This window comes from Thiomicrospira cyclica ALM1, assembly GCF_000214825.1.
Classification (GTDB): Bacteria; Pseudomonadota; Gammaproteobacteria; order Thiomicrospirales; family Thiomicrospiraceae; genus Thiomicrospira; species Thiomicrospira cyclica.
Map to the genome: position 1 here is coordinate 1,892,512 of NC_015581.1, position 26,711 is coordinate 1,919,222.

Sequence of the window (26,711 nt, forward strand, 5' to 3'; positions counted from 1 at the left end):
TCACAATTGGTTACAATTAATAGTGCTCACACTGCTCTTGAGTATCTGTTCGCCCGTGTTGGCACTAGATGCACGCGATTCAAGACTTTTATTGGTTGGTGGTGAGTTTTTCCCTCGCATTGTTCAAGCGATTGCACCGAATGAGAAAGCAACCTATCAATTGATTGTGCTTTATTCTACCCAAAACAATAAACAACTAGCCAAACCCATTGCTAAAAACCTAAGTGCCCAATTAAATTTACCTTACACCCTCGTGTCAGGCCTTGAACCTTATCAACTTATATTTGATGCAAGTCAACTACATTTAATTTTTATTACCGATCCAGCGCTAATAAACTCGGCGCTAATTGAAATAATTAACCAACCTAGCACCTTAAGCTTTTCACCTTTTATTGGTAGCGTACCCTTAGGTTTAGATGTTGGTTTAGTGGTTAAAGCCACTATTAGACCTCAACTCAATCGCAATCAAATAACCAATAAAAACTGGGCATTTAGGCCCTTTTTTAATACGATTGCCGACCAATACCCACCACAGGAACAGCCATGAAAACCTGGCTAAAAAATACCAAATCACTGACACAGGCAAAACTGGGACTAGGGTTTGGCGCCATCATCCTATTAATTGTCACTGCGTCCTTCATTTACTTCTTTCATATGTTGCAGCCACGCCTTGAACAAGAAGCACAAGATCAAGCAACGTTATTAGTTAACACGCTTTCGCAACCGCTAGCACATTATAGGGTATTAGCTGATGAACATCAGACTAAATTGGCAACGAGCCTATTACTGCTTTATAACGATGACAATCAACAACCATTTATTAATGCTATTTCGCTAAGATTTAATCCCGCGGTAATTAAACGTCCACCGCTGCTTGAAGGCCAAATATGTGATGACTGTTTTCGCGTTTCACTAGCTATTTTTGACTCCAAAAGCGCTGAACTTTTGGCTGATGGGGAGTTTTGGGTTAACCCCTATAATCATCAACGACTCATTAATGACTTGAAGGAAAAACTGTTCATAACCTTAGCTTTAATGCTAGTGCTACTCAGTGGTTTTTGGATCCTTTTAAAACGCTTATTGCAGCAACTTATAAATACCCAGCAACATAATCAAGCCATCCTAAACAGCCTAGAAGATAGCTTATTAATGGTCAACGCGGCTGGTCAAATTGTGAAGCAGAGCTCGATTATTAATGCATCAGATAATACAAGAAATAACTTTCTATGTGACTTTATTGAAACCCTTCACAATGAGTCTATCGAACATATTCTTGCAGGTAAGCTTAATCATCCGATTGAGGTGCGTTTCAAACAGGGTGCTCAACGCGATGAAATCGGCTTAATGACTATCAGCAAAATGCAACAAGTTAGCTTAGATAAACACGATCAATTCATAGTATTAATAAAAAATATTCAGGCATTGCGTTCAGCTCAAGCGGAGTTAAAACACCAAACGGAGCTGGCTCATTTAAGTCGTTTACGTACCCTTGGTGAAATGGCTTCGGGTATCGCCCATGAAGTTAAACAACCCCTAGCAGTCATTCGATTGGCTGCGGAAAGCTTAAATCATTTTCATCAGCGTGACAGCTCATATGACAATCATCAATTTGTAGAGGAGCTAGACCAAACGATTATTGAACAAGTTGATCGAGCTGATCGCATCATTCGTAATATTCGATCATTTGCTCGTTTAGAGCAAGCACCAGCACAATGGGTAAAAGTGCCAGATGTTATTGGTTCTGCGGTCAGGTTTGTTAAACAAGCGTATCGATTAGACAATATTAAGCTCATTGAAAATCTCGATTACGCCGCACCGTTACTTTTTATCGAGTACCACAAATTAGAACAAATCATAGTTAACTTAATTGCAAACGCAAAAGATACTATTGAAGAAAAAATCACCACCATCCCAGTGACTGATTACCAGCCCTGGATCAAAATCCACTCGTATATGGAATCAAATCAAATGGTTTTGACCGTGGCTGATAATGGTATGGGCATGACAAAGGAACAGCAGTCGCAATGCCTAACGCCTTTTTATACGACCAAATCCGAAGCCGAAGGTGTTGGCATTGGGTTGGCGATTGTCAAAAATATTGTTGATTTATATGACGCTGAGCTGGCGATAATTTCAGAGCTTGGCAAAGGGTCTTGTTTTATTTTGCGCTTTAATTGTCCAACCAATCGGATAACTGACGACGCTCACGCTTCGTAGGACGACCCGCTCCCTTCTCTCTATAGCCAGCTAAAGCTTGGTCTTGTGGATTTTTATTTTGAATCAAGGTTTCTGACTCTAAGTGATAGAGGGCTTGTGCTTGCTCAGCATTGCCCCGTTTATCACTCAAAGCAATAACTGTTATAAGAACTTTGCGATGCGCCTGAGTAATCGCCAATCTATCACCCAGATTCACCGTTTTACTTGACTTAGGCTTAGTGTCATTTAAAGTCACTTTACCGCCTTTTAGCGCTTCAGATGCCAGCCCACGGGTTTTAAAAAAACGCGCAGACCAAAGCCACTTATCTAGTCTAATCTTATCGACCTTGTCGAGTTCAGTCATAGTTTTAACCGGCAACACCTAACCAATCACGCGGGGTTAAATAACCAAACAACTTCGCTTCGGCACTGCCTGGCTCGGGCTGATAATTGTATTTCCAAGTTACCAACGGTGGCATCGACATTAAGATTGATTCGGTGCGTCCACCGGTTTGTAAACCGAATAAGGTGCCACGATCAAACACCAAGTTAAATTCCGCATAACGGCCACGGCGATAAAGCTGGAAGTCGCGCTCCCGCTCACCATAAGCTGTATCCTTACGACGTGCTAAAATCGGTCGATAGGCTTTAATATAATGATCCCCAATTGAGCGCATGAACGCAAAACTTTGTTCAAATCCTGACGCATTTAAGTCATCAAAAAACAAACCGCCAACGCCGCGGGTTTCTTGGCGGTGCTTTAAATAAAAATACTCATCACACCATTTTTTATAGTCGGCATACACCTGGTCACCAAACGGATCACAAGCTGCCTTAGCTTGCTGATGCCAATGCACCACATCGTCATCAAACGGATAAAACGGCGTTAAATCAAAACCACCACCAAACCACCAAACTGGTGCCTCACCCTCTTTTTCAGCAAGAAACATCCGCACATTGGCATGGGAGGTTGGGGCATAAGGATTGCGCGGATGAATCACTAAGGACACCCCAAGCGCTTGAAAAGAACGCCCGGCTAACTCAGGTCTATGCGCGGTAGCCGATACAGGCAGGGTTTTGCCACGCACGTGCGAAAAGTTTACGCCACCTTTCTCAATCACCTCACCCTGTTCCAGTACCCGCGAACGACCACCACCAGTTAAACCCATGTGACCTTCTTCTCCATCTCGCTCCCAACTATCGGTTATAAATTCAACCGGTGCGGTTTCTTCCGCACCCAATTGTTGGCAAATATCATCTTGCAAATTTAATAAATAGGCTTTTACGGCAGCAACATCAATTTGGCGGTGATCGGACATAAGGCTTCCTTAACTATCATAAGATTTAATATTGGGTTTACTTTTACTCGTCATTATAACCAGTGATGGAGTTGTTTAAAATTAAACAAAAACGTTTAAACTTACTGCATACTTTTATTAAACGAGACCTGGCATGAAAATTCGATTCCAAACTTCGACACTTACACCACTGCTCATTGGCTTATTGTTAATGGGTTGTACTACAACCTCAACGTCACCAGGCCTGGTTGATATCAATCGTTCCCAGTTCTTTTTAATTTCACAAGCCGAATTAGTCAAAGCCGGCAGAGAAGCCTATCAAACAGTAAAAAATGAAGCACGTGAGGCCGGTACGCTAAATCAAGACCCCGTGATGCTAGCGCGATTAACCCGTATTCTTGATGAAATGATTCCCTACACGGCTCACTTTCGTCCTGATGCGGTTAACTGGAATTGGGAAGTTAACCTCATTCAAGATGACACTATCAACGCTTGGGTGATGCCAGGCGGCAAAATTATGTTTTATAGCGGCTTGATTGAGCAACTATCGCTTAATGATGATGAAATCGCAGCGATTATGGGCCATGAAATGGCGCATGAATTACGTGAACATGCTCGTGAACGTATTTCACAAGCGCAAGTTGGCTCAGTGGGCTTAAGTGTAGTGGGTCAACTCACCGGTGTTCAAGGTGGGGTACTGGATTTAGCCGACGCCGTCATGAATGTTGGGATTTTGTTACCCTTTAGTCGGGTTCATGAAGTAGAAGCGGATCGCATTGGGATCGAATTGGCCGCCCGCAGTGGTTACGATCCTGCGGCGGCTATTGGGATTTGGGAAAGGATGGCAAAATTGTCACAAGGTGGTGCGCCACCAGAGTTTTTAAGTACCCATCCTTCGTATGATTCACGTATATCGGACTTAACCCGCTATTCGGCTCGTTTACAACCGATTTATCAGCAAGCGTTGGCTGAACGTAAGGCAAATTAAATATCAAGGCCTATCTTCCAGAGAGTAGTCAAACCAACTATCGAGCTGTTGCCAGGCCTGCTCCAATCCTTGCTTATTAAGCGACGAAAAAAGTTGGACACTGGCTAAGGGGTACTTATCTTGTAAATGTTTATTAAGTTGTAACCAGGCCTGGTTAGCCTGATTGCGACTTAACTTGTCTGCTTTGGTTAGCAAAATATGAATAGGCAGTTTTAACTCAGCACACCAATCGAGCATCAACACATCTAATGGTTGTAGTGGATGGCGCACATCCATCATCAAAATCAATCCCTTCAACGCCTGACGTTGCTCAATATAATCACTAAGGCCCGCCTCCCAAACACGCTTCACTTTGACATTAACCTTCGCAAAACCATAACCCGGTAAGTCAATCAGAGAACGTTGTTCGTCTAACTGAAAATAGTTAATCATTTGGGTGCGACCGGGCGTTTTGCTGGTGCGCGCCAAACTTTTTTGACTGCAAATAACATTTAAAGCGCTTGATTTTCCAGCATTAGAGCGACCGGCAAAAGCTACTTCATAACCCTGATCTTCAGGACAATGTGATAAGTTCGGAGCACTTTTTAAGTATTGTGCTTTTTGATAGAGCGGGTGTTGATTCATTTGTTAATTTTTTACCTTTTATATTGTTGCGTAGAAGTATATACTCAATCTCCGAAATAAAAACCAACTAATAAGCTAGGGTTTTGATATGTCAAATGTAAATGCCACTGCTCAACCGAAGTCCAACCAGAAACTGGTCAAAAAGCCCGGCTTGTGGGTTGAATTTTTAGGTTCAATGAACCTTGCCATTACACTTTTGGTTATGCTTGCTATTGCATCCGTCATAGGTACAGTGTTACAACAAGATCAAGTCGTTCAAGACTATATTTTGAAATTTGGTCCTTTTTGGTATGAAGTCTATTTGAGCCTTAACCTATATGAAGTTTATCTAGCTGGATGGTTCATGTTGGTTTTATTATTTTTATTAGTATCTACAAGCGTTTGTGTTACACGAAACACACCGGTTTTTGTTAAAGAAATGAAGCAATATAGTGAAAAATTATCACTCACCGCTTTGAAACATCAACCTAACAACACAACTTATACAGCGGCATATTCTATTGCAGAACAACAATCTTTTGCCGAAGCCATGCTTAAAGCAGAGGGTTATAAAACCCGTATTAATCAACGTAGTGACGGCAGTGTAACCGTCGCGGGTTTAAAAGGTCACTGGAATAGAGTTGGCTATTTTTTCTCACACGTATCAATCATTATTATTGTCATTGGCGCACTCATGGACAGTAACGCCTATTTGCGGTTCAATGAAATATTTGGTGACCTTGAAGCTGAAACGCGAAGTGTGCCCTTAGATGAAGTAAAAACTAATGCCTGGCTCACACCGGTTAACTTTTCTTATCGTGGTAATGTGAATATTCGTGAAGGGCGGAGTGCTGATGTGTTATTTCTACCCCACCGTCAAGGCTATCTTGTTCAACAGTTGCCCTTCAGAATTGAAGTAGAAGCCTTTAGGGTTGATTATTACGATAATGGCATGCCAAAATCCTATGAAAGTGACATCGTTCTCTATTCACAGGATCACGAAGAACCAATTCGTGAAACGATTGCCGTTAATTATCCACTTTATTATAAAAACTTTGCAATTTATCAAGCCTCATATGGTGATGGCGGTTCACTGGTAAACTTCAACATTCATGCCTTAAATGCGCCGATTCCATCTAAAACAGTACTAGAGTCAGCTATAAACCGTCAGGAATACATTAACACTCCCGAGGGACGCTTCCGAATCGAGTTTGATGACTTCCAGCTTTATAACATCGTACCTCGTGATGAAGAAGAAGCTGCTATTACAGGCCGGAAGATGAAAAATAATGGTCCTACTGTTCTTTACCGAGTTCGAAATGAACAGGGTATTGCGATGGAATACGAGCACTATATGATTCCGAACGAACAAGAAGGTCGCTGGTTCTACATGACAGGTGTTAGAAGCGACGTGCGTGATGATTTTAGATACCTATTCGTTCCTGCAGATGACAAACGTTCAATGGAACGTTTCTTTAACATGCTTGCGCTCATTAATAACCCAAACAATGCCGCTGTTATTTGGCGGGAAGCCTTCCCAAAACCTTTGGAAATGGATGAACGTGATTACAGCATGCATATTCAACTTATGCAGCAGTTAACCCAGCTTTATCGTCGAGGAGGATTTGACGGTATTAGCCGATTTATAGAAGAAAATGTACCATTCGATGATCAAGAAGCGGTAGCCTCTTTTTACTTTGGTCAACTGGCTAATGCGTTACAAAGCCTCTACATTCACCTATTAGAACAAGAAGGTGTGACAATGAACGCTAATCAAGATATTAGCGATGCCCATCAAGTTTGGTTTGAAGATGCACTCACAGCCGTTGGAGCATTACATCGCTTTGGTCCACCAGTATTTTTACAATTAACTGACTTTACTTTAATTCAGTCAAGTGGTTTGCAAATCACTAAATCACCGGGAAAAAATGTGGTTTATATTGGCAGCTTCTTGCTTATAATTGGAATATTCTTTATGTTTTATGTTCGCCAAAGACGATTTTGGGTACATATTAGACCTCACGAGGGTCATACTGAAGTAACACTAGCGTCCAAAGATAATCGAAAACTACCCGAAACAGACGCTGAATTTGAAGCAATGGTTAACAAGTTCAAAGCATAGGACGGACACCAAATGGAAACTACAATTAATCAAACACCCACTAATAGAATGCCGAAAAAAGAGAGTTTTTGGAATCTATTTTTACCACGTGACTACCTCTGGGCCGCATTTATAGCTGCAGCATGCATCGTATCATGGCTTGTTTACAGCGATTTTATGGATGTCTATGAGGAAGCCATACTATTCGGAACAGCGCTTGCCACGATTTGGATGGGGTGGTATTGGCGTAGCTTCCAAACACATTTCTACACCGTAACTGCTATTACCTTGATGGCTTTGTGGATGTACCAACTCAATGGAAACGAATATGCCGCACAAGAGACTAATTTCTTTTTAAAATATTTAATCTCTAGCCAAGCTGCAATTATGTGGATGAGCTTTTTAGTGCTTGTATCTACAGTTACTTATTTTGTGGCTTTCTTCAGGAATTCTGACTTCATTTATCGTTTGTCAACTTTTCTAGCCTGGACTGCTGCTACTATGGGCTTTGTAGGCCTGATGGTTCGCTGGTATGAATCTTACCTAATCAATATCGACTATGGTCATATCCCTGTCAGCTCATTATATGAAGTATTTATTCTATTCATCGTCATGACAATCCTAATGTATTTGTACTATGAGCAAAAATTCAAAACTCGTGCTATGGGCGGTTTTGTTATGGTGGTGATGAGCGTATCAGTGCTATTTGTTCTTTGGTATGTTTTTGATCGTCAAGCGCATGAGATTCAACCGTTGATTCCAGCATTACAGAGCTGGTGGATGAAAATTCACGTACCCACTAATTTTGTTGGCTACGGTGGTTTCTCAATTGCTGCCATGGTAGGTGTTGCTGTGCTATTACGTTTATCATTAGAAAAGCGTTCGCCGCAACACCGTTTGTTAGCTAGCTTACCTGGTCTACAAACCATGGAAAACATTATGTACCGCGCTATTGCTATTGGCTTTGCCTTCTTTACAGTAGCTACGGTATTAGGTGCCATGTGGGCTGCTGAAGCTTGGGGTGGTTACTGGTCATGGGATCCAAAAGAAACTTGGGCACTTATTGTCTGGTTAAACTATGCCGCTTGGTTGCATTTACGCATGACTAAGGGTTGGACCGGTGCGGTCATGTCATGGTGGGCTATTGTTGGCTTGTTTATTACTACGTTTGCGTTCCTTGGTGTGAACATCTTCCTATCAGGATTGCATTCTTACGGTGAACTCTAATGAAGCAAACTAAGTTAACTCGCAGACAAGCTGTGCGGTTAACAGGAGCAGGCCTGCTTAGCGGGCTTGCTTTTTCAAAACCCGCATTAGCTCGCCTTAGCCCGGGCATTGATTATCGAGAGGTTAGGGAAATTCAATCCATAACTCCTCATTCAAAACAAGTCACTGAGGTCTTTTTTTATGGTTGTCCCCATTGTTACAACCTACAAGAGAGTCTTTATAACTGGTTAGAAACAAAACCTAATCATGTAAACTTTGAACGCATGCCTGCCGTATTAAATAATCAGAGCTGGATATTTATGGCTCGTGTTTATTATGCAGCCGATGATTTGGATATTTCAGAACAATCTAATCGCACCTTTTTTGATGCACTGCATCGCGATCGCTTACCACTGACATCCTTAGGTACTATTGCAGAATTTCATAGCCAGTTTGGAGTTACAAGTGAACAATTTATCCAGAGCTTTAATTCATTCAAAGTGGATCAAGCTGTTCGACGTGCTCAGCGTCGTACCCAAGCTTATGGCATAGATGGCGTTCCTAGTCTCATTATCAATGGACGTTATTTGACTGACCTTACATTAAGTGGTGGTCATCAACCGCTATGGCAGAATGTTAATACTTTGCTCAACCTTGAGGCTTAAAGTCCCTTCTAATTAAGGTTTAAACATGAATGCCGCCCAATTATTTGTCAAATGTTTAGAAAATGAACAAGTTGAATTCATCTTTGGCATACCTGGCGAGGAAAATTTAGACCTTGTTGATGCTCTATTAGATTCAGAAATTCGCTTTATTACCACCCGCCACGAACAAGGTGCCGCTTTTATGGCTGATGTTTATGGTCGCTTAACCGGTAAAGCCGGTGTATGTTTATCTACACTCGGTCCTGGCGCAACAAATCTTGTTACGGGCGTAGCCGATGCCAATATGGATAACGCGCCTTTGGTTGCTATTGCTGGGCAAGCTGCAACCACCCGCATGCACAAAGAATCTCATCAAGTTGTAGATTTAGTCAGCATGTTCAAACCCATCACTAAGTACGCTACTCAAATATTGGAACCAGATACGGTTCCCGAGGTAGTGCGTAAAGCTTTTAAAATCGCTCAGACTGAAAAACCCGGCGCCAGTTTTATTGATTTTCCAGAAAATATTGCGGAAATGGCTACCTTGTCACAGCCACTGCCTGTTAAGCATTCTCGCCCAACCACAGCTAGTGAAAAACTAATAAAAGAAGCCGTTCTTGCTATTCAATCGGCAGAATCACCTTTAATACTGGTTGGTAATGGTGCTATTCGTGCTAATGCATCAGCGCAAGTCTATGCACTTGCTAAACAACGAAACATACCGACTGTTAACACGTTTATGGCCAAAGGTGTTGTGCCTTTTTTTAAAAATGCTACTGCTATGGGTACCGCAGGTTTACAGAAGGGTGATTATGAGAATGGTGGCTTTTCAAAAGCAGACCTGGTTATTTGTATTGGTTTTGATATGGTGGAATACCATCCTCATTTATGGAACCCTCGACATCAACACCGCATTATTCATATTGACCCATTACCTGCCGAGGTTGATGCTTCTTATTTGCCTGAAATTGAATTGATTGGCGATATTGCTAGTAATTTGTTGCAACTGAGTGCTATGCTTAATACACGTGCTAATTTTCCACTAGATCACCCCTTACGTGACGCTACTATGGCTGAAATGAATCGCTGTAAGGTCAGTCAAGATTTTCCATTATTGCCGCAAAAAATCATTTGGGATTTGCGCACAGCAATGAAGTCAAACGATATTGCAATTTGCGATGTGGGTGCTCACAAGATGTGGATTGCTCGAATGTTTCGAGCTGAAAAACCTAATACCTGTATCATTTCAAATGGCTTTGCAGGGATGGGAATTGCTGTTCCAGGAGCAATTGCTGCCAAACTAGCAATGCCTAATCGTGCGGTGGTTGCAGTTACAGGCGATGCTGGATTTATGATGAATTCACAAGAAATTGAGACGGCATTACGTTGTGAAACACCGATTGTCATCCTTATTTGGAATGACAGTCAATATGGCTTAATCGAATGGAAACAGACCCGAAAGTACGGTCGTGCTGCTTATATTGATTTTAAAAACCCAGATTTTGTTCAATACGCCCAATCCTTCGGAGCTAAGGGTTACCGAATTAATCAGGCCGATGAATTGCTTCCTACACTTGAACAAGCGTTAAAAGACAATACTGTCAGTGTTATCGATTGCCCAGTAGACTATTCGCAAAATGATCGATTAACCCAATTACTAGGGTCTGTTATCACCGAAATGCATGACTAATCGTAGTATTGGGTTAATTCCAAGTAGGGTCGGCGGGAAGTATTGGGAATAGCCTTAGGATAACCTATATAGAGTGCCGCTATTAGCTGTATTTTGCTAGGATCAATCTGTAACAAATTGGCCGTCTCTGGGGCATTAATTATAGGACCCGTACTCCACTGAACACCTAAATTTAATTCCCATGCCGCCAATTGAAAATTTTGGATGGCACAAGCACAAGCAGCAAAATCTTCAGCTTGAACCACGAGGTCTGAATCAATTGCTTGACCAACAAATATTAATTTTGGAATAGACATAAATTTTTTAATCGCATGATCATAAACAGATTGATAATTGTTGATATCAGTCTTGTTAGCACGTTTTGAAGCGCGAAGTTCGGCATAAATAGATGCTAGCCTTATGTGCATTTGAGTCCCAATAACATAAAAACGCCAAGGTTCGGTTAAACCATGGTTAGGTGCCCAAATTGCAGCTTCTAAACATTGATTGATAGCCGTATTAGGAACCACCTCTGGCTTAAACTGAAAAATGCTTCTACGACTTTTTATTATAGATGTTAGCATAAATACTCTAATTTATAAATTGATAACAAGCTGTTAGTTAATGTGGATAACCTGAAGACAATTATAACGAATCAAAAAGGATTCACAATCTATACACAGGCTGTCTTAAGGTTTAAACAGACTTTATTCATACACCTAACCACAAACTAAGTTGTTATAATTTAAAGGATTTTTAAAGTTATACATGATTCATGATGACACAAGAAAAACAAAAACAATAAAATTAAATAAAATATATAAACCTTTAGGGATAACTTCATGACCCTCAATGAACTCAAATACATTCTAGCTGTCGCTAAAGAACGTCATTTTCGCAAAGCAGCTGAACTATGCTATGTGAGTCAACCTACCCTAAGCATCGCGATAAAAAAAATAGAAGAAGAACTTGGAATCACTATTTTTGAAAGACAAAAAAGTGATATCTTAATAACACCTATAGGTGAAAAAATCATTGCATTAGCTGAAGAAATCAATCAAAAAACTAACCTTATAAAGGATTTAGCTAGGCAAACACAAAATAAAGATATTACTGAAATTAAACTCGGAGCTATTTTTACTATAGGTCCATATATCATTCCAAAACTTATTTCAGAATTTCAAAAAACACATCCAAGTATTCAATTCATTATCCAAGAAAACTACACTGAGGAATTAATCAAAAAACTTCACCTTGGTGAACTCGACTTTGTAATTTTATCATTGCCATTTGATGAACCAAATATTGAAACAAGACTTATTTACAAAGAACCATTTGTGATCACGCTATCAAACAAAAACCCATTAGCAAAAAAAGCGAGTCTAACTATTACAGACCTTGCGGAAGAAAAATTACTACTACTTGGTGAAAAACATTGTTTTAGAAACCAAGTATTAGCAAGTCTGCCACAACAACAAATTGAACACCGTTTACAAAAAACTTTAGAAAGTAGCTCTATCGAAACAATTCGATTTATGGTGGCTTCAAATGCTGGCATTAGTATTTTACCTTGTAGCTCAGTTAATAATTATGATGATAAATTACTAACCATTCGTGAATTTAGTCAATATCAACCAGAACGTGATGTTGTTTTAGCTTGGCGAAAAAGCTATGGACACCAAGCTGCTATTGATTGCATGCTTCATACTTTAAAAAATATTAATTTAAACTGTACCTATAAATAATGGTAATTATGAAATTTATAACGTCTCTATGTGTTATTTTTAGCTTGATGCTACCTACAACAATTAGCTTTGCTAATGAAGGTACTGTTCTCGATTTACTATCTAATATCGAACAAACTAACCAAGATTCTTTAAATAATCCCATACCTCATTTAACGACATCCACCGATCCTTATGAAAATTTTAATCGACGGATGTTCAACTTTAATCTTAGTTTTCACCAATACGTTGGAGAACCCGTTGGACGTGGCTATGAACGCATAACACCACAACCCATAAGAACCGGAGTAAGAAATTTTTTTACCAATCTTCGCATGCCATTAAACATGCTTAATAATGCCTTACAAGGTAATGCTGAAGGTACTATGAGCGATATCATGCGATTTTCAATCAATACGGTATTTGGTTTCGGTGGATTATTAGATATTGCTACCCCAGCAGGCCTACCTTATCAGCGTGAGGATTTTGGCCAAACACTTTATGTCTGGGGAATAGGTAAAGAAGCAAATTTTTTAGTTTTGCCTTTTTTAGGCCCTAGCTCAACCCGTGATCTTGCAGGACTCGGTGTAGACTATACTGTTGACCCTGGTTATCGCTATTTTTTAGACGCCTCAACAGAAGAACATCTTACATTAACCCTAGTCAATCAATTTGATCGGTACGTTGATATCATTGATTTTATTGACCCTTTGTTAACTATGGATGATCCGTACATTTTCTTTCGTGAAGCCAGTATCCAATTACGTCGCAATCAACTTTATAATGGCAGTCCACCTTTAGACGCCTTGGATGACTTTGATTTTGACTAATCAGCTTAAACAAAATTCTGACACAATCGTAGCGCTGGCCACACCACCTGGTCGAGGTGGTGTTGGTATTGTGCGTGTATCTGGCCCTGCTAGTGAACAGATTGCACAACAAATGCTCGGTTGCCTACCTGAAATAAAAAAAGCGCACTACGGTGCCTTCTACGCCCAGAATGGCGATATTCTTGATCAAGGAATTGCATTACGTTTTAAAGCACCCCATTCCTTTACTGGTGAAGATGTTTTAGAACTGCAAGGCCATGGCGGTCCCATTATTATGCAATGGCTCATTGAAAAAATTATCGCATTAGGCGCTCGTCCTGCCAGGCCTGGTGAATTTTCACAGCAAGCGTTTTTAAATGACAAATTAGACTTAACCCAAGCCGAAGCCATTGCTGACATAATTTCTGCGACATCGGCACAAGCTGCCAAAAGTGCATTACGTTCTCTTCAAGGTGATTTTTCCAAAGCCATTGAACACATGGTTGAACAACTGATTCGTTTGCGTTTGTATGTAGAAGCGGCGATTGACTTTCCAGAAGAAGAAATTGATTTTTTATCGGATAGTCATATCCAACAGCAATTAGATTTGGTTAAACAACAATTAACTTTAGTGTTAGAACAAGCGCAACAAGGCGCTTTACTGCGTGAAGGTATGTCTGTTGTTATTTTAGGTCAACCTAATGCGGGTAAATCTAGTTTATTAAATGCTTTGTCTGGTGAAGAGACGGCTATTGTTACTGATATCGCAGGCACAACACGTGATATTGTCAAAGCTGAAATTCATCTTGATGGTATGCCACTACATATCCTTGATACAGCAGGACTTCGGGATACTCATGATGCCGTTGAACAAATCGGTATTGCTCGTGCTTGGCAGGCTATTGAACAAGCTAATCATGTGTTAGTTATGGTACAAGCTGGCGATGATATTGATCCAAAGGATCAAGCCATTATTGCTCAATTACCGAAAAATTTATCCGTAACCTTGATCAAAAATAAAATTGATTTAATCAAGGCTCAACCTTCGATAACAAAAACCGCTATGGGTTATGAAATTGCGCTATCGGCGAAACATAAGCAAGGTTTGTCTTTGTTAATCGAACATCTAAAAAGTATCATGGGTTACAAGCAAACCAATGAAAGTGTCTTTTTGGCACGTAAACGCCATCTTGTGGCCTTAGACAAAGCTCAGCAACACCTATCTTTAGCACAAACTCAACTAGACTTGGGAGCCGGCGAACTGCTGGCGGAAGACCTGCGGATTGCACAGGATGCGCTTAGTGAAATCACCGGTCGTTTTACCTCTGATGATTTATTAGGTCGAATTTTTAGTTCCTTTTGCATTGGAAAATGATTTATAGTTATTGGTGTGAGATGGTTAAACGCACTAAAAAACATATCGATTGGATGTAAACCGGTTTTCATCCCCGCTGTCGGATTATTGCTTCTGCTCTTAATCTTAACCCTGTTAGTGCCAAATGGCATGGGTCAGTTTTTCACAGCCAGTCTAAGTGCGGTCACTTACAACTTTGGCTGGATGATAATTCTCGCTGTTGCGTTTTTTCTGATTGGGTTAATCATCATTGCTTTTTCTCCATGGGGTCAAATCCCTTTAGGAGCAGATCAAACAGCGGCAAAATATCCTTTTTGGGTTTGGCTTGCTATGATCTTTTCTGCTGGTTATGGCATCGCCCTACTTTTTTTTGGTGTCGCCGAACCGGTCATGCATTATCTAAATCCACCTTATGCCGACACGCATTCATCACAGCTTGCGCAGCAATCCATGCAAATTGCCTATTTTCATTGGGGTTTTCATATTTGGGCTATTTATGGGTTGGTCGGGATTAGCTTGGCTTATTTCAGTTATCGTCACAAACTACCTTTAGCATTACGCTCTTGTTTTTATCCGTTAATAGGTCAGCGGATTAATGGCCCTATAGGTCATAGTATTGATGTTATTGCAATTTTAGCGACTACGCTTGGACTTGCTACCACCTTAGGCTTATCTGTAAGTCAAATAAACGCGGGTTTAAACACTATTTGGCCAAATATTCCTCTTGCAACAGGGGTTCAAATTAGCATTATTTTGGTTCTGACCTTGATGGCGATGATTTCAGTAGCAGTCGGCTTAGATAAAGGGATTAAACGCTTATCTATTATCAATATGACCCTTGCTATTGTGTTGTTAACTGTTGTGGCAATTGCGGGACCAACCTTAATTATTTTAGAAAGATTCATCGAAAACACCGGACTCTATTTGAGCGGTTTAGTTGCCCGAACGTTTAATTTACAAGCCTATACCAGTTCGGATTGGTTGGGTAACTGGACGCTGTTTATTTTTGCCTGGACCATTGCTTGGGCGCCCTTTGTTGGTCTGTTTATCGCTAAAATTAGTCAAGGGCGTACGCTGCGTGAATTTATCTTTGGTGTGTTATTAGTGCCAGTGAGTTTTACTTTTTTGTGGTTTTCAGTATTTGGCGATACGGCTTTATTTCTGATTGAGCAGGAAGGTGTTGAACAGTTAGCACAACAAGTCCAACAAGACCATAGTTTAGCCTTGTTTGCGCTGTTTAATGAACTGCAACTTGGATTATGGATTTCTGTTCTAGCGATGTTGTTAATTATGACATTTTTTATAACTTCAGCGGATTCCGGAGCCTTGGTTTTGGCCAGTTTATCAAGTGGCGGTGCATTAGAAACAGCACTTTGGCAACGACTGTTTTGGGCAGGCTTATTGGGCGCTATTGCATCAGGCTTATTATTGGCGGGCGGTTTAGGTGCTTTACAAACAGCATCTATCTTAAGTGCTGTGCCATTTACTTTAGTGATGTTGGTGATGCTTGTTGCCTTATTTAAGGCATTACAAGCCGAACAACAACGTCGGAGTATGTTGCATGAATCATCACCCTCATCGGACTATTTAAACTGGCAGACGCGCTTAACAGCTTTAAAAAAACCGACTACAAAACACCAACTCGATAAATTTTTTGAGCAACACCTAGTGCCTATTCTGCGTCAGGTATGTGAAACTATGGATCAGCAAGGTTGGGATGTGAGTTTGCAGCAATCAGATTCCCAAGATTCGGTTGAATTAAGAGTTGAATTTACTGATAGCATCCAATCACCGTTTATTTACGGTGTGACCAAGCGTTCTGTAGATGAACTTAGCGAAATGGTTTATCTTGCCGAAGTCTATTTAAACTCTGGTCCACAAGCAATTGATTTATATGCTTGGGATAAAACTGCTATTGCGGATGATGTCATTAAACATTTTGAAGCCTATCTTGCTTTTCAACAACAAACAAATTTAAACTTACCTTGGCATAGTTAACCGAATATATTCAACAATTTAAGTTTAAAGGCCTACTTTTGTTACCTACTGTATTTGCTTACCCTACTGAAGCCGTTTATGGATTAGGTTGTAATCCACTAGACGAGCAAGCCGTGCTAGAAATATTGCGTTTAAAACAGCGTCCAGTTGAAAAGGGATTAATTTTAGTTGCAGCAGATATGACTGCTTTAAAGAAATTCGCTGATGTTTTTAATCCGCAATGGTCAGACAAGTTGCAGCAGGCCTGGTCAGACACACAACGGGCGGTTACTTGGGTGGTACCTAAAACACTATCCTGTCCTAACTGGATTAGCGGTCAACATCAAAGTGTTGCGGTGCGTGTTTCTCATCACCCTTTAGTAAAAACCCTGGCACAAGCGATGCCGGATGGTGTGTTAGTTTCAACATCGGCTAATCCGGCGGCGTTTGTGCCTGCACGAAGTGAAACAGAAGTTATCGCTTATTTTGGTGCTGATTTACCTTGTATATCTGGTGAATTAGGTGGCTTAACTCAGCCATCAGAAATTTGGGATGCGCAGACATTAGCACGGCTGCGTTAATTTGCTTTAAGCAAACGGATCAGTATTTTTTGCGCGGGTCGGTTGATAATGTTTGTTGATGATCGCCACACCCAGTAAGGCGATTAAGCCAAGTACTAGTAGCATCAGCGCCGGCAAAGCCGCTTGATCATAAAGCCCTTCACTACTAAGCTCATAGACTCTAATTGCAAGAGTGTCCCAGCCATAGGGTCGCAACAGGTAGGTTGCGGGTAATTCTTTCATCACATCAACAGCAACCATAAAGGCGGCGATCACCAGGCCTGGTTTTAGAATCGGTAAGTAAATTCGACTGATCAGTTGCTGTTGATTGGCTCCCAAACTGCGCGCCGCCTCAATCATAGATGGCGTAATAGTATCAAAATGACTTTCAATCGGCCCGTAAGCTACCGCTAAAAAGCGTACCGTATAGGCAAGCAGTAAGGCTAAAACGCCACTGCTTAGCCAAATACCATAACCAGGGGCTATTTTCTCACCCAGTTCGATAATCAATAACATAATACCGACGGCTAATACCGAGCCGGGTAACGCATAACCCAAATTGGCAAATCGTAATCCTATTCTACTGGCCAAAGACAGTCGTGTATGGCGGCGTACTGCGTTTAATAGAATGGCGAGCGACACTGTAAAGAATGCTGCAATTCCGGCTAGGGTAAAGGTATTTCCCATCCAGCTGAAATAGCGTGCATCCCATTCAACCGCATAGGCTTGCCATCCCCAAATTATTAATTGAATCAGCGGTAACACAAAGGCTAAAAATACCACTAAGCTGATGATTAGTGTGACCGACCAACCAGCCATTCCAGTGAGTTTATAGGGTCGATAACTAATGCGGTGGCGTGAATCATAGCGTGCTCGTCCACGACTAAAGCGTTCAATAAAAATTAATAAAATAGCGATGACCAATAATAGTGTTGATAACTGTGCTGCAACCTGTAGGGATCGGAAGTTTTCCCAAACACTGAACACAGCACTGGTGAGGGTATGGTAGTTATAAAGAGTTACAGTACCAAAGTCGGCTAGGGTTTCCATTAAGGCTAACATAGCACCGGCGGCAATAGCAGGCCTTGCCATGGGTAAACTAACTTTCCAGAAAACCTGCCAAGCATTCATTCCCATTAGTCGTGCGCTTTCTATTAAGGCACTGTTTTGTGCATAAAATGCGGTGCGTGCCAACATATAAACATAGGGATAAAGTACCAGTGTCATCACAATGACCAAGGTTAATCCATAGGCGCGAATATCTAAACCAGCCCAGCCAAATTGTTCGCGCAACCAGCTTTGAACAGGTCCAGGAAAATCAAATACCCCAAGATAAATAAATCCGATCACATAGGCCGGTAGCGCAAAGGGTAAAAACAGCAGCCATTCGAGTATTTTTCGGCCTGGGAATTCGCAGAGTGCTACGACCCAAGCCAATGCCACACCGAGCAGTGTCACGCCGATTGCAACACCGAATAATAGCAAAAGAGTATTGCTGACGATGTTGCTCAGACGGGTTTGATAGAGATGAAGCCAAATATCTGAACTGGGTTCAAACCAACTAGCCAAAATACGCAACAAGGGCAAGCTGATAACCAGTATCAGTGCCCAAAATGCGATTTGCCAAGCTGAAGGTCGAGGAAAAGTCATTCCCGCCCAAACAATGTCGTTGTGGATTGCTTAATCATAACCGATACGGTCTGCCAGTTTTGTGGCGGCTTGTTGTTGTTGTCCTAACACAGCAAGATTAAGTTGGTCTTGAATAAAACCGCCCCAAGCGGCCACTTGTGGGTCGATTTCGGTATTGGGTTTTGCCGGATATTCGCGGTTTAATGCACCAAAAATTTGTTGTGCTTGCTCGCTAACTAACCATTCGATGAGTTGTCTTGCGCCGCCTGGATTTTTGGCATGTTTAGTTATTCCAGTACCTGATACATTAATATGGGTACCCGTTGTTTGTTGATTCGCCCAGGCTAAGGCTAAAGGGGTGTCCAAGTTTTCGGCTTCTAGGCGGCCAAAATAATAGGTATTAACAAGACCAACATCACATTGGCCAGCAAGGATGGCATCCATCACATTAGCATCGCGCGCATGGGGGCGGGCTGCTAAATTGTTGACCCAGCCTTGAACAATCTCTTGGGTAGCTTGTTCACCATGATGTGCGATTAGGCTCGCTAGCAACGATTTTGTATAGACAGAACTTGATGAGCGTAAGCATAACCGTCCTTGCCATTTTGGATCAGCTAAATTGGCATAGTCGGTTAACTCTGCTGGGTCTACACGATCTTTATGGTAAACAAAGGTTCTGGCACGAATGGATAGGCCAGTCCATAAATCATTTGGATCTCTTAGGTGCTCCGGAATCGTAGTATTAACCAGAGCGCTATTAAGCGGCTGGAATAAATCTTGATCGGCGGCATACCAAAGATTCCCGGCATCAACGGTCATAAGAAGGTCAGCGGGTGTTTGACGTCCTTCGGCTTTAAGTCGTTCAACCATCGCGTTAGCATTACCGGTTTGGAATTGAACGGGAATACCTGTTTCTTCAGTAAAACGTTCAAATAAAGGACGAATGAGATGCTCAGCACGGGCACTATAGACGACAACAGGTTCAACAGCCTCAGCACTGGTAGTTTCATCGCGACTACAGCCAGCTAAAGTTATTAAACTCATTGATATAACAACAGTTTTTACTACTAGCCAAGGTTTTCTCATTGTCAGTCCTTTCAAAGTGAGCTTAGATGTAAATTAAAAAAACGCCGATGACGGCGTTTTTTTGGATGGGATTTTTAGGCTGTTTACGCGGCTGTTTCAATCCAATTGTTGGCGTAAACATCTTCAAGCCCGGCATAACGATCACACATAAGTTCGGCTTCGCGCTGAGTATGTGTTACCAAGATGGCGGCTGTTTTTTGTTGTTTTAGAAGCTGTCTAATTTCAACGGCAAGGTGTTCGCTCAAGGCTTTGTCTAGGCTTGAAAATGGCTCGTCAAATAAAATCAAACTAGGTTTGGGTGCTAAGGCACGCGCCAGAGCAACACGTTGTTGCTGACCGCCTGATAATTCATGAGGATAGCGATTACCCATACCTTCTAGACGAATCAGGGTTAAGAGTTCATTGACTCGGTTTTGGCGCTCAGTTTTGTTCAGTTTGGTTAGGCCAAACGCAATATTGCCAGCCACGGTTAGGTGGGGGAATAATGAATTATCTTGAAACACCATTCCGACACCGCGTTTTTCTGGTGGCATAAAACATTTGCAATTACATAAACAAGCGTTATTAAGACAAATTTCACCCTTAGCCAATTCGACGAAGCCAGCAATAGCACGCAATAAAGTACTTTTACCGCAACCGCTTGGGCCAAGAATGCCAACAATCTCACCCGCTTCAATGTCCAGATTAAATTGATCTAGAATGGGCGTTTGATTGTATACAACTTGAATATCACTTATTTTTAGCATAATTTCGCCATTAATAAAAAATGTATGTTGCTAATTTAAGCTAAATGATAGTAACTTGCAACAGTTAAAAGCATTTATTTATTTTATGATCCAATCATTTTTCGTTAATAAAAACTATATCCTAATTTGCTGCTAATTTGGATAAAGTAATGCCAGCTCTTTCGCGGCTTTATGACCACTTTTTGGATGGTCTTGATACCAAGAATCCACCGCGGCATAGAGGGTTTCACTGGCTTGCTCAAGTGCTTGTTCATCTTGTAAATTCACACGATATCTTTGCCCCTCAATATCTTGTAATGCACGATAGAGAGCCGGTGCTTGATATGGCATGCTTGCTAGAGAGTAGCCTTGTAACTGCCACCATTTTTTTAGCCATTCACTCTGCTGGGCGATATTGAGCGATTTTAGTGTGGTTAAATCCGCTGAGAATTTGTAAACTAGCTCGGACGCCGATGCTTTAACCGGATTGTGTTGATGTCGTTGTCGATACCAAAGCAAAAGTGTTGCTAGCCATAAAGTCGCAAAAATGGCTGACAGGATTGGCCAATAGTAATTTGTAGTTGCAGTCGTGCTAGTTGTGTTGGCTTGCCATTCTGGTAAGGGTTGTTCCTCGGATGAGGATGGCAGTACAGTAACACTGCGAGCATTGAGTCGTGCTATTTCTAAGCTATCTGTTTCGGTATTCCACCAAGGTAGGGTTATTCCGCCGAAGTTTATATCACCGGCTTCCTGAAAGACTACGGTAAAGTTCTGTTGCTTGCTACTACTCATTCCGTGTTGACCGGAGTGCTGATTCTGGCCTATTGGATCGGCATAAACGCGAAAACCGGGCCGTTCTTTAAACACGGGATCGGGTAATTGGCTGGCTTGAAGGCCTACCGCCTCTAAAGAGATTCTACGACTTAGCGTGTCACCCACATGAAAGGCACCGGTGATTTGCCAATCTTGTTTTAGTTGAATTTGACGTGCCGGTAACCAAGTCGCGTCGCTTGGAAAGCTATCAGGTATTGGTTTGACATCAAGGGTTAAAGGGTTGGATTGTGATTGAAATACTTCAACCTGACGTTGGCGTAATAGTGCGCCCTCAAAGTTTTTTGGGGTAATAGTGAGTTCACCGCTTTTTTGTGGGTATAGTGCATAGACCCACTCAATCACTCGATAAAGTCGATCATCAACAAGGGTTTCAAATTGGTTTTGATTAACTAGGCGTTCACTTAAGAAGTTATTAAATGCCGGCATATCAACGGAACCACGACGCAGCGAACCTAAATAATATAGCCGTAAGGTGTAGAGCACCTCTTGTTGTACATAGGGTGTTTTTGTCGATACTTCGGCGGTCATAAAGGTAACTCGATAGTCGATAGCAGGTGCACGAGTTTCTAAAACTTCGATGCTTAGAGGCTCGCTGGCAACGTTTTCAACTCGAAATGCCGGTATATCAATAACACCGGTTCGCCTTGGCATCAGCGCAACTTCCCACATTGTGGTGCCGGTTGGTTGGCCATTAATAACCCGCAATTGACTGGAGGCTTGGCGACTTAGGATTTCAAAATCATCCATTAATACCGAGAAATCGGGTCCTCGCGTGGTGGTCTGAAAGTTGGCTAGAACTTTTAAATTAACAACTTCCCCTTGATTTACCATTGCGGCTTCTAATTCGGTAGTTAGCGTTCGGTCTGACCAGTTAGCCTTGGCGATCATAGGGATTAACAGGCAGCTCAGCAGTAATATGAGTCCTTGTTTTACCATGTTTTACCCCCTTGATCCAGAGATCGTGATCGCGATGTTTGCGATTCTTGTTGAATTTGATATTGAAATTTGCGTTGTAAAAAGCGTCCTGGGTTATCTTGAATTTGATTCAACCAGGCCTGGTTAGATTGATCACGTTCACGAAGTTCACGCAACTGAGGATCAAATGTTTGATTGCCAGGAATGGCGCCTTCTTCGTCAATGACTTCATCGGCAGCTTCTTCGCCTGTGTCATCAGTTGCTTGTTCTTCGTCGCGAATTAAACCAGGATCAAGCTCCTCGGCAGCTTCAGGTCGACCGGTGCCATCGCCACGGGTGTCTGTTTCATCATTCTGCCCGTTTGCAGATTCATTGTTTGAATCGCCTTCTTGGTTAGCGTTTTCATCGGCTTGTGATTCATCTTGGTTATTTTGATTGTCATCTGAGCTGGCTTGACCCCCGCCGCCATCATCTTCACCTTCGTTATCATTTTGGCTGGGAATAGGAATATTAGCTTGGTCCTGCGCTTCAGGTTGTTGGTCAAGCAGTTGTTGTACAAGGTTGCGATTTTCTTGTGCTTGGCTAAAGTCAGGTTTTAGTTTAAGTGCTCGATCATAGGCTGTGATGGCTTCTTCCAGTTGACCGGCTAAAGCTAGGCTATTGCCCAAGTTATATTGACCCTGAGCACTGGGATCTTGTGCAAAGAGTTCCGCGGCACGTTGGTAACCCCCAATGCGATATAAGCTAGCGGCATGCCAATTAGGGTCGTTAAACTCACGTTCGGCAGCAAGGTAGTCTTGTTCTAACCAGGCCTGGTAACCGCGCTGATCGCCGGTCATAAATAGGGGTGCCAAGCGTTGTAACCAGTTTGGTGAAGGCTGCTCGTTGGTTGGGTTTTCAGCCCAAACGGGCTGCAAGCTATTCACACTGAGCAAGCTGATCATAAGTGCCACGCTGGTAAAATTCATCAACCAGCCACGTCGAATGGCAAACATGGCCAATAACAATAACAGGATAATAAAGTAAACGCCAAAATCCACCGGGTGTTGTACCTGTTGAGTTGATTGGGCGGCTGTTGATCGGCCAGATGGTAGGCTTTGTGGCAATAGACTGCTTAAGTCTTGATCATCAAGACGTAATCGCACATAACGCCCACCGGTTTGTTGAGCGACCTGTGCAAGACGGGTTTCGGGTACTGGTGCAATGATCAGTTGATCCTGATTATCTTTTAATAAACCAAGACGAGGATGATGAATTACCCCGCCCTGCTGGGTACCAACACTCATAATGCTTAACTGAATATTCTGGCGAGTGATGAGTTGCACAATCGGGTTTATTTCATCGCTTTCAATGTCATCAGTTAGCCAAATAATATGGCGATGGCTAAGTTGTATTTGGTTAAGCATCTCGCTGGCCAGTTCAAATGCGGCGACAGCATCAGCCCCTGGTCGTGGCATTATGCTGGGTGTTAGATGCGGTAACAGGTTTAATAAGGTCGTCGCATCTTGTGATAGTGGCGTAATAATATGTGGGGTGCCAGCATAAGCCAACAGCCCAAGTTGTAGTTCTGGGTTCTGGCGTATGAAGTCGGTTAGTTTAAATTGCGCTCGAGTAATACGATTTGGATTCAAATCATCGGCATACATGGATGCTGATAAATCCAAAACAATAATGCTACCCGAAGCATTGGGTTGTGCCGGGGCAGTTTGTGTTTGCCAACTTGGTCCAGCTAGTGCGATTACCCCGGTCAGCCATATAATTAATAAGCCAATTAAGCTGATAGGCAAGGTTTTTTTGATTTGTTGTTGCGTACCCAATAGCCAAGGTTGGAATTTTGGCTCAATAATGGTTTGCCAGTCGGAGGTTTGGCGAATACGTCGATAAAAGAGTAACCATAGAATAAAACTAGGTATTAGCGCTAATAGCCACCAGGGGCGGATAAATATCAATTCACTAAACATGACCAACCTCTGGTCTAACCAGACGATAACCGGCATATAACCAACTTACTAGCAGCGCCAGGGCCAGTGGCCAGATAAACAATTCATGGCGAGCGCGATAATGATTCAGTTCAAAGGTGTTGGCTTCTATTTGGTTAATGGTGCGATATATGTCCCGTAGGGTTTGTGCATCCCCCGCTGCAAAGCTGCGACCACCGGTGAGACCTGAAATGATTTCTAAAGCTTCAAGGTCAATATCAAAGGCGCTACTAATGGGTCGACCTCGAGAGGTATCGATATTACCAAATGCAATGGTGTGAATAATTAATCCCTTTTCAGCGGCTTTTTCAGCCGCTTCAATGGGATCCAAATAACCGTCATTATTGGCGCCGTCGGTTAAGAGTACTAACACAGCGCGATCATTTTCTTGTTCGGCTAGGTGTTTAATCGCTAAGCCAATCGAATCGCCAATTGAGGTGGTGTTACCAGCCATGCCGACTTCAGATTCCATCATTAATTGTTTAATGGCTTGCAGGTCATAGGTGAGTGGGCTCACTAGGTGTGCTTCTGTCGAGAACACAATTAACCCCATTCGATCACCTTGGCGTTGCTCGATAAATTCGTCCATCACTCGTTTTAATGCTACTAAACGGTCAACCCGTTGACCTTGCCAAGTCATATCTTCTCGCAGCATGGTTGGCGATATATCGACTGATAGCATCATATCGCGACCACTGGCCTCAAATGGTGCGGGAGTGATATACCAGACCGGGCGCATCGCTGCTAATAATACTAGGATCCAAATAACAATAAAAAGAAGGTGAATGGGAAGTAGATGTGTTGCCGAACGTTGATTTGTATCGACGAGTTGTTGATTGGGTGAGACAAAGTGACGCAGTCGCTGTGCCATTGAAGGAGCAACTAGGGGTTGTTGTTCTTGTGCCGCTGTCTTAAGAAAACGACGAATAATCCACGGCATAGGTGCTAATAATATCAGCGCTGGCCATAAAAAATGAAATGCTTCAAAAATGTTTACCAACTCACTCATAGATGGTGCTCCTTAATCCATTGCTGAGTGTATTGGATTAGACGTTGGCGTTGCATCGGTGTTAATGGTGTTTTTAAGCCATAGTAAGCCATTAATTGATTAATATTTTCAGGTTGCGGAATAAATTGTGCTTTCTCGTTTAAAAAAGTTAACCAGGCCTGGTCAGTTAATGGGGCTACTTGATGGCGTCCATAAGTGGTGATGGCGACCTGCTTTAAGGTTGCATTCAGTTGCTGTAATAACTGTGTGTCGTCCGGCTGATCAGCGAGAGATTTTATGTCCCTAATGGCTGTTCTTTTATAGCTATGTTGTTGATATCTGTGCCAAAAATAGGCAGAAAGCCCAATTATTAAACCTAGCGCAATAATGATTAATGCCCAAACGCTGGCTGCTAACGGCCACCAACCTATTGGATCAGGAAGCAGGATATCGTGAAGTTGTTCAACCAAGGGATTGATTACTTCTTGTGGTTGATTTAGATTCATTTTCGCAACCACCCTGCCTTTAGTAATTGATTTAAACTGGCTTCATGGGTCGATAAAGCGGTTAAGCCGGCGTTGATGCCACGAAACTTATTTTTTAGGCTTTGCCAGTTTTGTTCATAGTAGCGGTGATAGGCGTCACGCGATTGTTTTGTGCGTGCATCAAGTTGAACTTCGCCATTACCATCAAACAAATTGAGCAGGCCTGCTACAGGTAACTGCTGCTCTAAAGGATCGGTCAGATGAAGTCCGCCAACGGCACAATGGCGGGCAAGCTCACTTAGATGACGCCATGCTTTATCATTTAAGCTAAAAAGGTCGCCTATTAGAATAATCCGGCTGGCAGGATGTGCGAGGTTATTAACACGTTCTAATGCCATATCCCAGGCTTCTGGACGAGTTTGTCCTGGACGGGTTATGTTATGTTGCTGTCGTGTGCCCTCTTGTAATAAACCATTAAAGGGTTTGGTCTGACGTTTGGGTTGAAACCAGATTTGTCGATCACCGCCTACAATACAGCCCCCAACACGATCACCCTGGTTAAGTGCGGCCCAGCCCAATTGCGCACAGGCGTTAAGTGCTAGCACAGTCTTGAACTGCCCCTTGCTGGCAAATAGAAGCCCAGGACTTTGCTCGACGATAAAGATAACCGGACGTTCGTGTTCTTCGCTGTAGAGTTTAGTGTGGGTTTTTTGAGTTCTGGCGCTAATTTTCCAATCAATATGGCGCAGATCATCACCCATTTGGTAGGGTCTAACTTCGTTAAACTCCATTCCTCGCCCCTTACGGGGTGTCGCGTGTTGCCCGCCGTTGATAGCAATGACCGTTTGATGATGCCCTAATTTTAAGTGTTTCACGTGAAACCGCCATTTAATCAGGTCGGCAACTTCACTAGACAAACTGGGATCATAATTCGCAAGCAT

At 42.2% G+C, this 26,711-nt stretch carries 24 protein-coding genes; 12 read left to right on the forward strand and 12 right to left on the reverse strand.

Features of this window, described 5'->3' with window-relative positions; genetic code table 11:
- Positions 1-22: 22 nt before the first annotated feature.
- Positions 23-547 (forward strand): hypothetical protein, encoded by a 525-nt coding sequence (locus tag THICY_RS08360; protein ID WP_245534959.1) that lies wholly within the window; start codon positions 23-25, stop codon positions 545-547.
- Positions 544-2,217: a sensor histidine kinase gene (locus THICY_RS08365; protein ID WP_013836176.1), complete on the forward strand. Its 1,674-nt coding sequence runs from the start codon at positions 544-546 to the stop codon at positions 2,215-2,217. The genes THICY_RS08360 and THICY_RS08365 overlap by 4 nt, the downstream gene beginning before the upstream one ends.
- Here THICY_RS08365 and THICY_RS08370 read toward each other — a convergent pair.
- Both THICY_RS08370 and hemF read right to left on the reverse strand, forming a co-directional pair.
- Entirely contained in the window at positions 2,171-2,560 is a 390-nt protein-coding gene (locus tag THICY_RS08370) for an RNA-binding S4 domain-containing protein (RefSeq protein WP_013836177.1), read from the reverse strand. The genes THICY_RS08365 and THICY_RS08370 overlap by 47 nt on opposite strands.
- 4 nt (positions 2,561-2,564) lie before the next feature.
- Entirely contained in the window at positions 2,565-3,515 is a 951-nt protein-coding gene (hemF, locus tag THICY_RS08375) for an oxygen-dependent coproporphyrinogen oxidase (RefSeq protein WP_013836178.1), read from the reverse strand.
- A gap of 133 nt (positions 3,516-3,648) precedes the next feature.
- Between hemF and THICY_RS08380 the strand changes: the two genes are divergently transcribed.
- On the forward strand, positions 3,649-4,482 hold the full coding sequence (locus THICY_RS08380; RefSeq protein WP_013836179.1) for a M48 family metallopeptidase: 834 nt from the start codon (positions 3,649-3,651) through the stop codon (positions 4,480-4,482).
- A 3-nt stretch (positions 4,483-4,485) separates the two neighbouring features.
- Here THICY_RS08380 and yihA read toward each other — a convergent pair whose 3' ends face one another.
- The gene (yihA, locus tag THICY_RS08385; protein WP_013836180.1) at positions 4,486-5,106 is read right to left on the reverse strand and encodes a ribosome biogenesis GTP-binding protein YihA/YsxC; all 621 of its coding nucleotides are present in this window, start codon (positions 5,104-5,106) and stop codon (positions 4,486-4,488) included.
- Positions 5,107-5,194: 88 nt separating this feature from the next.
- Here yihA and THICY_RS08390 point away from each other — a divergent pair, with 88 nt between their 5' ends.
- From THICY_RS08390 to THICY_RS08405, 4 genes are read left to right on the forward strand one after another with little or no spacing between them, the layout of a single operon-like run.
- A complete protein-coding gene (locus tag THICY_RS08390; protein ID WP_013836181.1) occupies positions 5,195-7,207 on the forward strand; it encodes a cytochrome c biogenesis protein ResB in 2,013 nt (670 codons plus the stop codon).
- A 12-nt stretch (positions 7,208-7,219) separates the two neighbouring features.
- Entirely contained in the window at positions 7,220-8,413 is a 1,194-nt protein-coding gene (gene ccsB, locus THICY_RS08395; protein WP_013836182.1) for a c-type cytochrome biogenesis protein CcsB, read from the forward strand.
- Entirely contained in the window at positions 8,413-9,057 is a 645-nt protein-coding gene (locus tag THICY_RS08400) for a thiol:disulfide interchange protein DsbA/DsbL (protein ID WP_013836183.1), read from the forward strand. The genes ccsB and THICY_RS08400 overlap by 1 nt, the downstream gene beginning before the upstream one ends.
- Positions 9,058-9,082: 25 nt before the next feature.
- On the forward strand, positions 9,083-10,726 hold the full coding sequence (locus tag THICY_RS08405) for an acetolactate synthase large subunit (protein WP_013836184.1): 1,644 nt from the start codon (positions 9,083-9,085) through the stop codon (positions 10,724-10,726).
- Here THICY_RS08405 and THICY_RS08410 read toward each other — a convergent pair.
- Complete coding sequence (locus THICY_RS08410; protein ID WP_013836185.1) at positions 10,723-11,289, reverse strand: nitroreductase family protein; 567 nt, start codon at positions 11,287-11,289, stop codon at positions 10,723-10,725. The two genes, THICY_RS08405 and THICY_RS08410, sit on opposite strands and share 4 nt — an antisense overlap.
- Before the next feature lie 258 nt (positions 11,290-11,547).
- Here THICY_RS08410 and THICY_RS08415 point away from each other — a divergent pair, with 258 nt between their 5' ends.
- From THICY_RS08415 to THICY_RS08435, 5 genes are read left to right on the forward strand one after another with little or no spacing between them, the layout of a single operon-like run.
- Positions 11,548-12,450 carry a hydrogen peroxide-inducible genes activator gene (locus THICY_RS08415; RefSeq protein WP_013836186.1) on the forward strand — a complete coding sequence of 301 codons (903 nt, stop codon included), beginning with the start codon at positions 11,548-11,550 and terminating at the stop codon, positions 12,448-12,450.
- 8 nt (positions 12,451-12,458) lie between these two features.
- Positions 12,459-13,259 carry an MlaA family lipoprotein gene (locus tag THICY_RS08420; RefSeq protein WP_157862738.1) on the forward strand — a complete coding sequence of 267 codons (801 nt, stop codon included), beginning with the start codon at positions 12,459-12,461 and terminating at the stop codon, positions 13,257-13,259.
- Positions 13,240-14,613 (forward strand): tRNA uridine-5-carboxymethylaminomethyl(34) synthesis GTPase MnmE, encoded by a 1,374-nt coding sequence (gene mnmE / locus THICY_RS08425; protein WP_013836188.1) that lies wholly within the window; start codon positions 13,240-13,242, stop codon positions 14,611-14,613. Before THICY_RS08420 ends, mnmE begins: the two co-directional genes overlap by 20 nt.
- A 15-nt stretch (positions 14,614-14,628) precedes the next feature.
- Positions 14,629-16,590: a BCCT family transporter gene (locus THICY_RS08430; RefSeq protein ID WP_013836189.1), complete on the forward strand. Its 1,962-nt coding sequence runs from the start codon at positions 14,629-14,631 to the stop codon at positions 16,588-16,590.
- Between the two features lie 38 nt (positions 16,591-16,628).
- Positions 16,629-17,150: a Sua5/YciO/YrdC/YwlC family protein gene (locus THICY_RS08435; RefSeq protein WP_013836190.1), complete on the forward strand. Its 522-nt coding sequence runs from the start codon at positions 16,629-16,631 to the stop codon at positions 17,148-17,150.
- A gap of 6 nt (positions 17,151-17,156) precedes the next feature.
- On the opposite strand, the gene THICY_RS08440 is transcribed toward THICY_RS08435, so the two are convergent.
- From THICY_RS08440 to THICY_RS08475, 8 genes are all read right to left on the reverse strand, one after another.
- Complete coding sequence (locus tag THICY_RS08440) at positions 17,157-18,779, reverse strand: ABC transporter permease (RefSeq protein WP_013836191.1); 1,623 nt, start codon at positions 18,777-18,779, stop codon at positions 17,157-17,159.
- A 30-nt stretch (positions 18,780-18,809) separates the two neighbouring features.
- Positions 18,810-19,844 (reverse strand): Fe(3+) ABC transporter substrate-binding protein, encoded by a 1,035-nt coding sequence (locus THICY_RS08445; RefSeq protein WP_013836192.1) that lies wholly within the window; start codon positions 19,842-19,844, stop codon positions 18,810-18,812.
- Between the two features lie 83 nt (positions 19,845-19,927).
- A complete protein-coding gene (locus THICY_RS08450; RefSeq protein ID WP_013836193.1) occupies positions 19,928-20,590 on the reverse strand; it encodes an ABC transporter ATP-binding protein in 663 nt (220 codons plus the stop codon).
- Positions 20,591-20,722: 132 nt separating this feature from the next.
- Positions 20,723-22,339: a BatD family protein gene (locus tag THICY_RS08455; RefSeq protein WP_013836194.1), complete on the reverse strand. Its 1,617-nt coding sequence runs from the start codon at positions 22,337-22,339 to the stop codon at positions 20,723-20,725.
- Positions 22,333-24,279, reverse strand: coding sequence for a VWA domain-containing protein (locus THICY_RS08460; RefSeq protein WP_013836195.1), 1,947 nt, complete (start codon positions 24,277-24,279; stop codon positions 22,333-22,335). The genes THICY_RS08455 and THICY_RS08460 overlap by 7 nt, the downstream gene beginning before the upstream one ends.
- Positions 24,272-25,306: a VWA domain-containing protein gene (locus THICY_RS08465; RefSeq protein ID WP_013836196.1), complete on the reverse strand. Its 1,035-nt coding sequence runs from the start codon at positions 25,304-25,306 to the stop codon at positions 24,272-24,274. The genes THICY_RS08460 and THICY_RS08465 overlap by 8 nt, the downstream gene beginning before the upstream one ends.
- A complete protein-coding gene (locus THICY_RS08470) occupies positions 25,303-25,791 on the reverse strand; it encodes a DUF4381 domain-containing protein (protein ID WP_013836197.1) in 489 nt (162 codons plus the stop codon). The genes THICY_RS08465 and THICY_RS08470 overlap by 4 nt, the downstream gene beginning before the upstream one ends.
- A complete protein-coding gene (locus THICY_RS08475; protein WP_013836198.1) occupies positions 25,788-26,711 on the reverse strand; it encodes a DUF58 domain-containing protein in 924 nt (307 codons plus the stop codon). Before THICY_RS08475 ends, THICY_RS08470 begins: the two co-directional genes overlap by 4 nt.

What these genes read in the sequence shown, in the direction of transcription:
- yihA (WP_013836180.1), bottom strand. Translation starts at nt 5,106, where the DNA reads ATGAATCAACACCCGCTCTATCAAAAAGCACAATACTTAAAAAGTGCT.
- THICY_RS08465 (WP_013836196.1), bottom strand. Translation starts at nt 25,306, where the DNA reads ATGAGTGAGTTGGTAAACATTTTTGAAGCATTTCATTTTTTATGGCCA.
- THICY_RS08455 (WP_013836194.1), bottom strand. Translation starts at nt 22,339, where the DNA reads ATGGTAAAACAAGGACTCATATTACTGCTGAGCTGCCTGTTAATCCCT.
- THICY_RS08420 (WP_157862738.1), top strand. Translation starts at nt 12,459, where the DNA reads ATGAAATTTATAACGTCTCTATGTGTTATTTTTAGCTTGATGCTACCT.
- THICY_RS08470 (WP_013836197.1), bottom strand. Translation starts at nt 25,791, where the DNA reads ATGAATCTAAATCAACCACAAGAAGTAATCAATCCCTTGGTTGAACAA.
- ccsB (WP_013836182.1), top strand. Translation starts at nt 7,220, where the DNA reads ATGGAAACTACAATTAATCAAACACCCACTAATAGAATGCCGAAAAAA.
- mnmE (WP_013836188.1), top strand. Translation starts at nt 13,240, where the DNA reads ATGACTTTGATTTTGACTAATCAGCTTAAACAAAATTCTGACACAATC.
- THICY_RS08475 (WP_013836198.1), bottom strand. Translation starts at nt 26,711, where the DNA reads ATGCTTGCGAATTATGATCCCAGTTTGTCTAGTGAAGTTGCCGACCTG.
- THICY_RS08390 (WP_013836181.1), top strand. Translation starts at nt 5,195, where the DNA reads ATGTCAAATGTAAATGCCACTGCTCAACCGAAGTCCAACCAGAAACTG.
- THICY_RS08365 (WP_013836176.1), top strand. Translation starts at nt 544, where the DNA reads ATGAAAACCTGGCTAAAAAATACCAAATCACTGACACAGGCAAAACTG.
- THICY_RS08460 (WP_013836195.1), bottom strand. Translation starts at nt 24,279, where the DNA reads ATGTTTAGTGAATTGATATTTATCCGCCCCTGGTGGCTATTAGCGCTA.
- THICY_RS08370 (WP_013836177.1), bottom strand. Translation starts at nt 2,560, where the DNA reads ATGACTGAACTCGACAAGGTCGATAAGATTAGACTAGATAAGTGGCTT.
- THICY_RS08400 (WP_013836183.1), top strand. Translation starts at nt 8,413, where the DNA reads ATGAAGCAAACTAAGTTAACTCGCAGACAAGCTGTGCGGTTAACAGGA.
- THICY_RS08445 (WP_013836192.1), bottom strand. Translation starts at nt 19,844, where the DNA reads ATGAGAAAACCTTGGCTAGTAGTAAAAACTGTTGTTATATCAATGAGT.
- THICY_RS08410 (WP_013836185.1), bottom strand. Translation starts at nt 11,289, where the DNA reads ATGCTAACATCTATAATAAAAAGTCGTAGAAGCATTTTTCAGTTTAAG.
- THICY_RS08450 (WP_013836193.1), bottom strand. Translation starts at nt 20,590, where the DNA reads ATGCTAAAAATAAGTGATATTCAAGTTGTATACAATCAAACGCCCATT.
- THICY_RS08405 (WP_013836184.1), top strand. Translation starts at nt 9,083, where the DNA reads ATGAATGCCGCCCAATTATTTGTCAAATGTTTAGAAAATGAACAAGTT.
- THICY_RS08380 (WP_013836179.1), top strand. Translation starts at nt 3,649, where the DNA reads ATGAAAATTCGATTCCAAACTTCGACACTTACACCACTGCTCATTGGC.
- THICY_RS08440 (WP_013836191.1), bottom strand. Translation starts at nt 18,779, where the DNA reads ATGACTTTTCCTCGACCTTCAGCTTGGCAAATCGCATTTTGGGCACTG.
- THICY_RS08415 (WP_013836186.1), top strand. Translation starts at nt 11,548, where the DNA reads ATGACCCTCAATGAACTCAAATACATTCTAGCTGTCGCTAAAGAACGT.
- hemF (WP_013836178.1), bottom strand. Translation starts at nt 3,515, where the DNA reads ATGTCCGATCACCGCCAAATTGATGTTGCTGCCGTAAAAGCCTATTTA.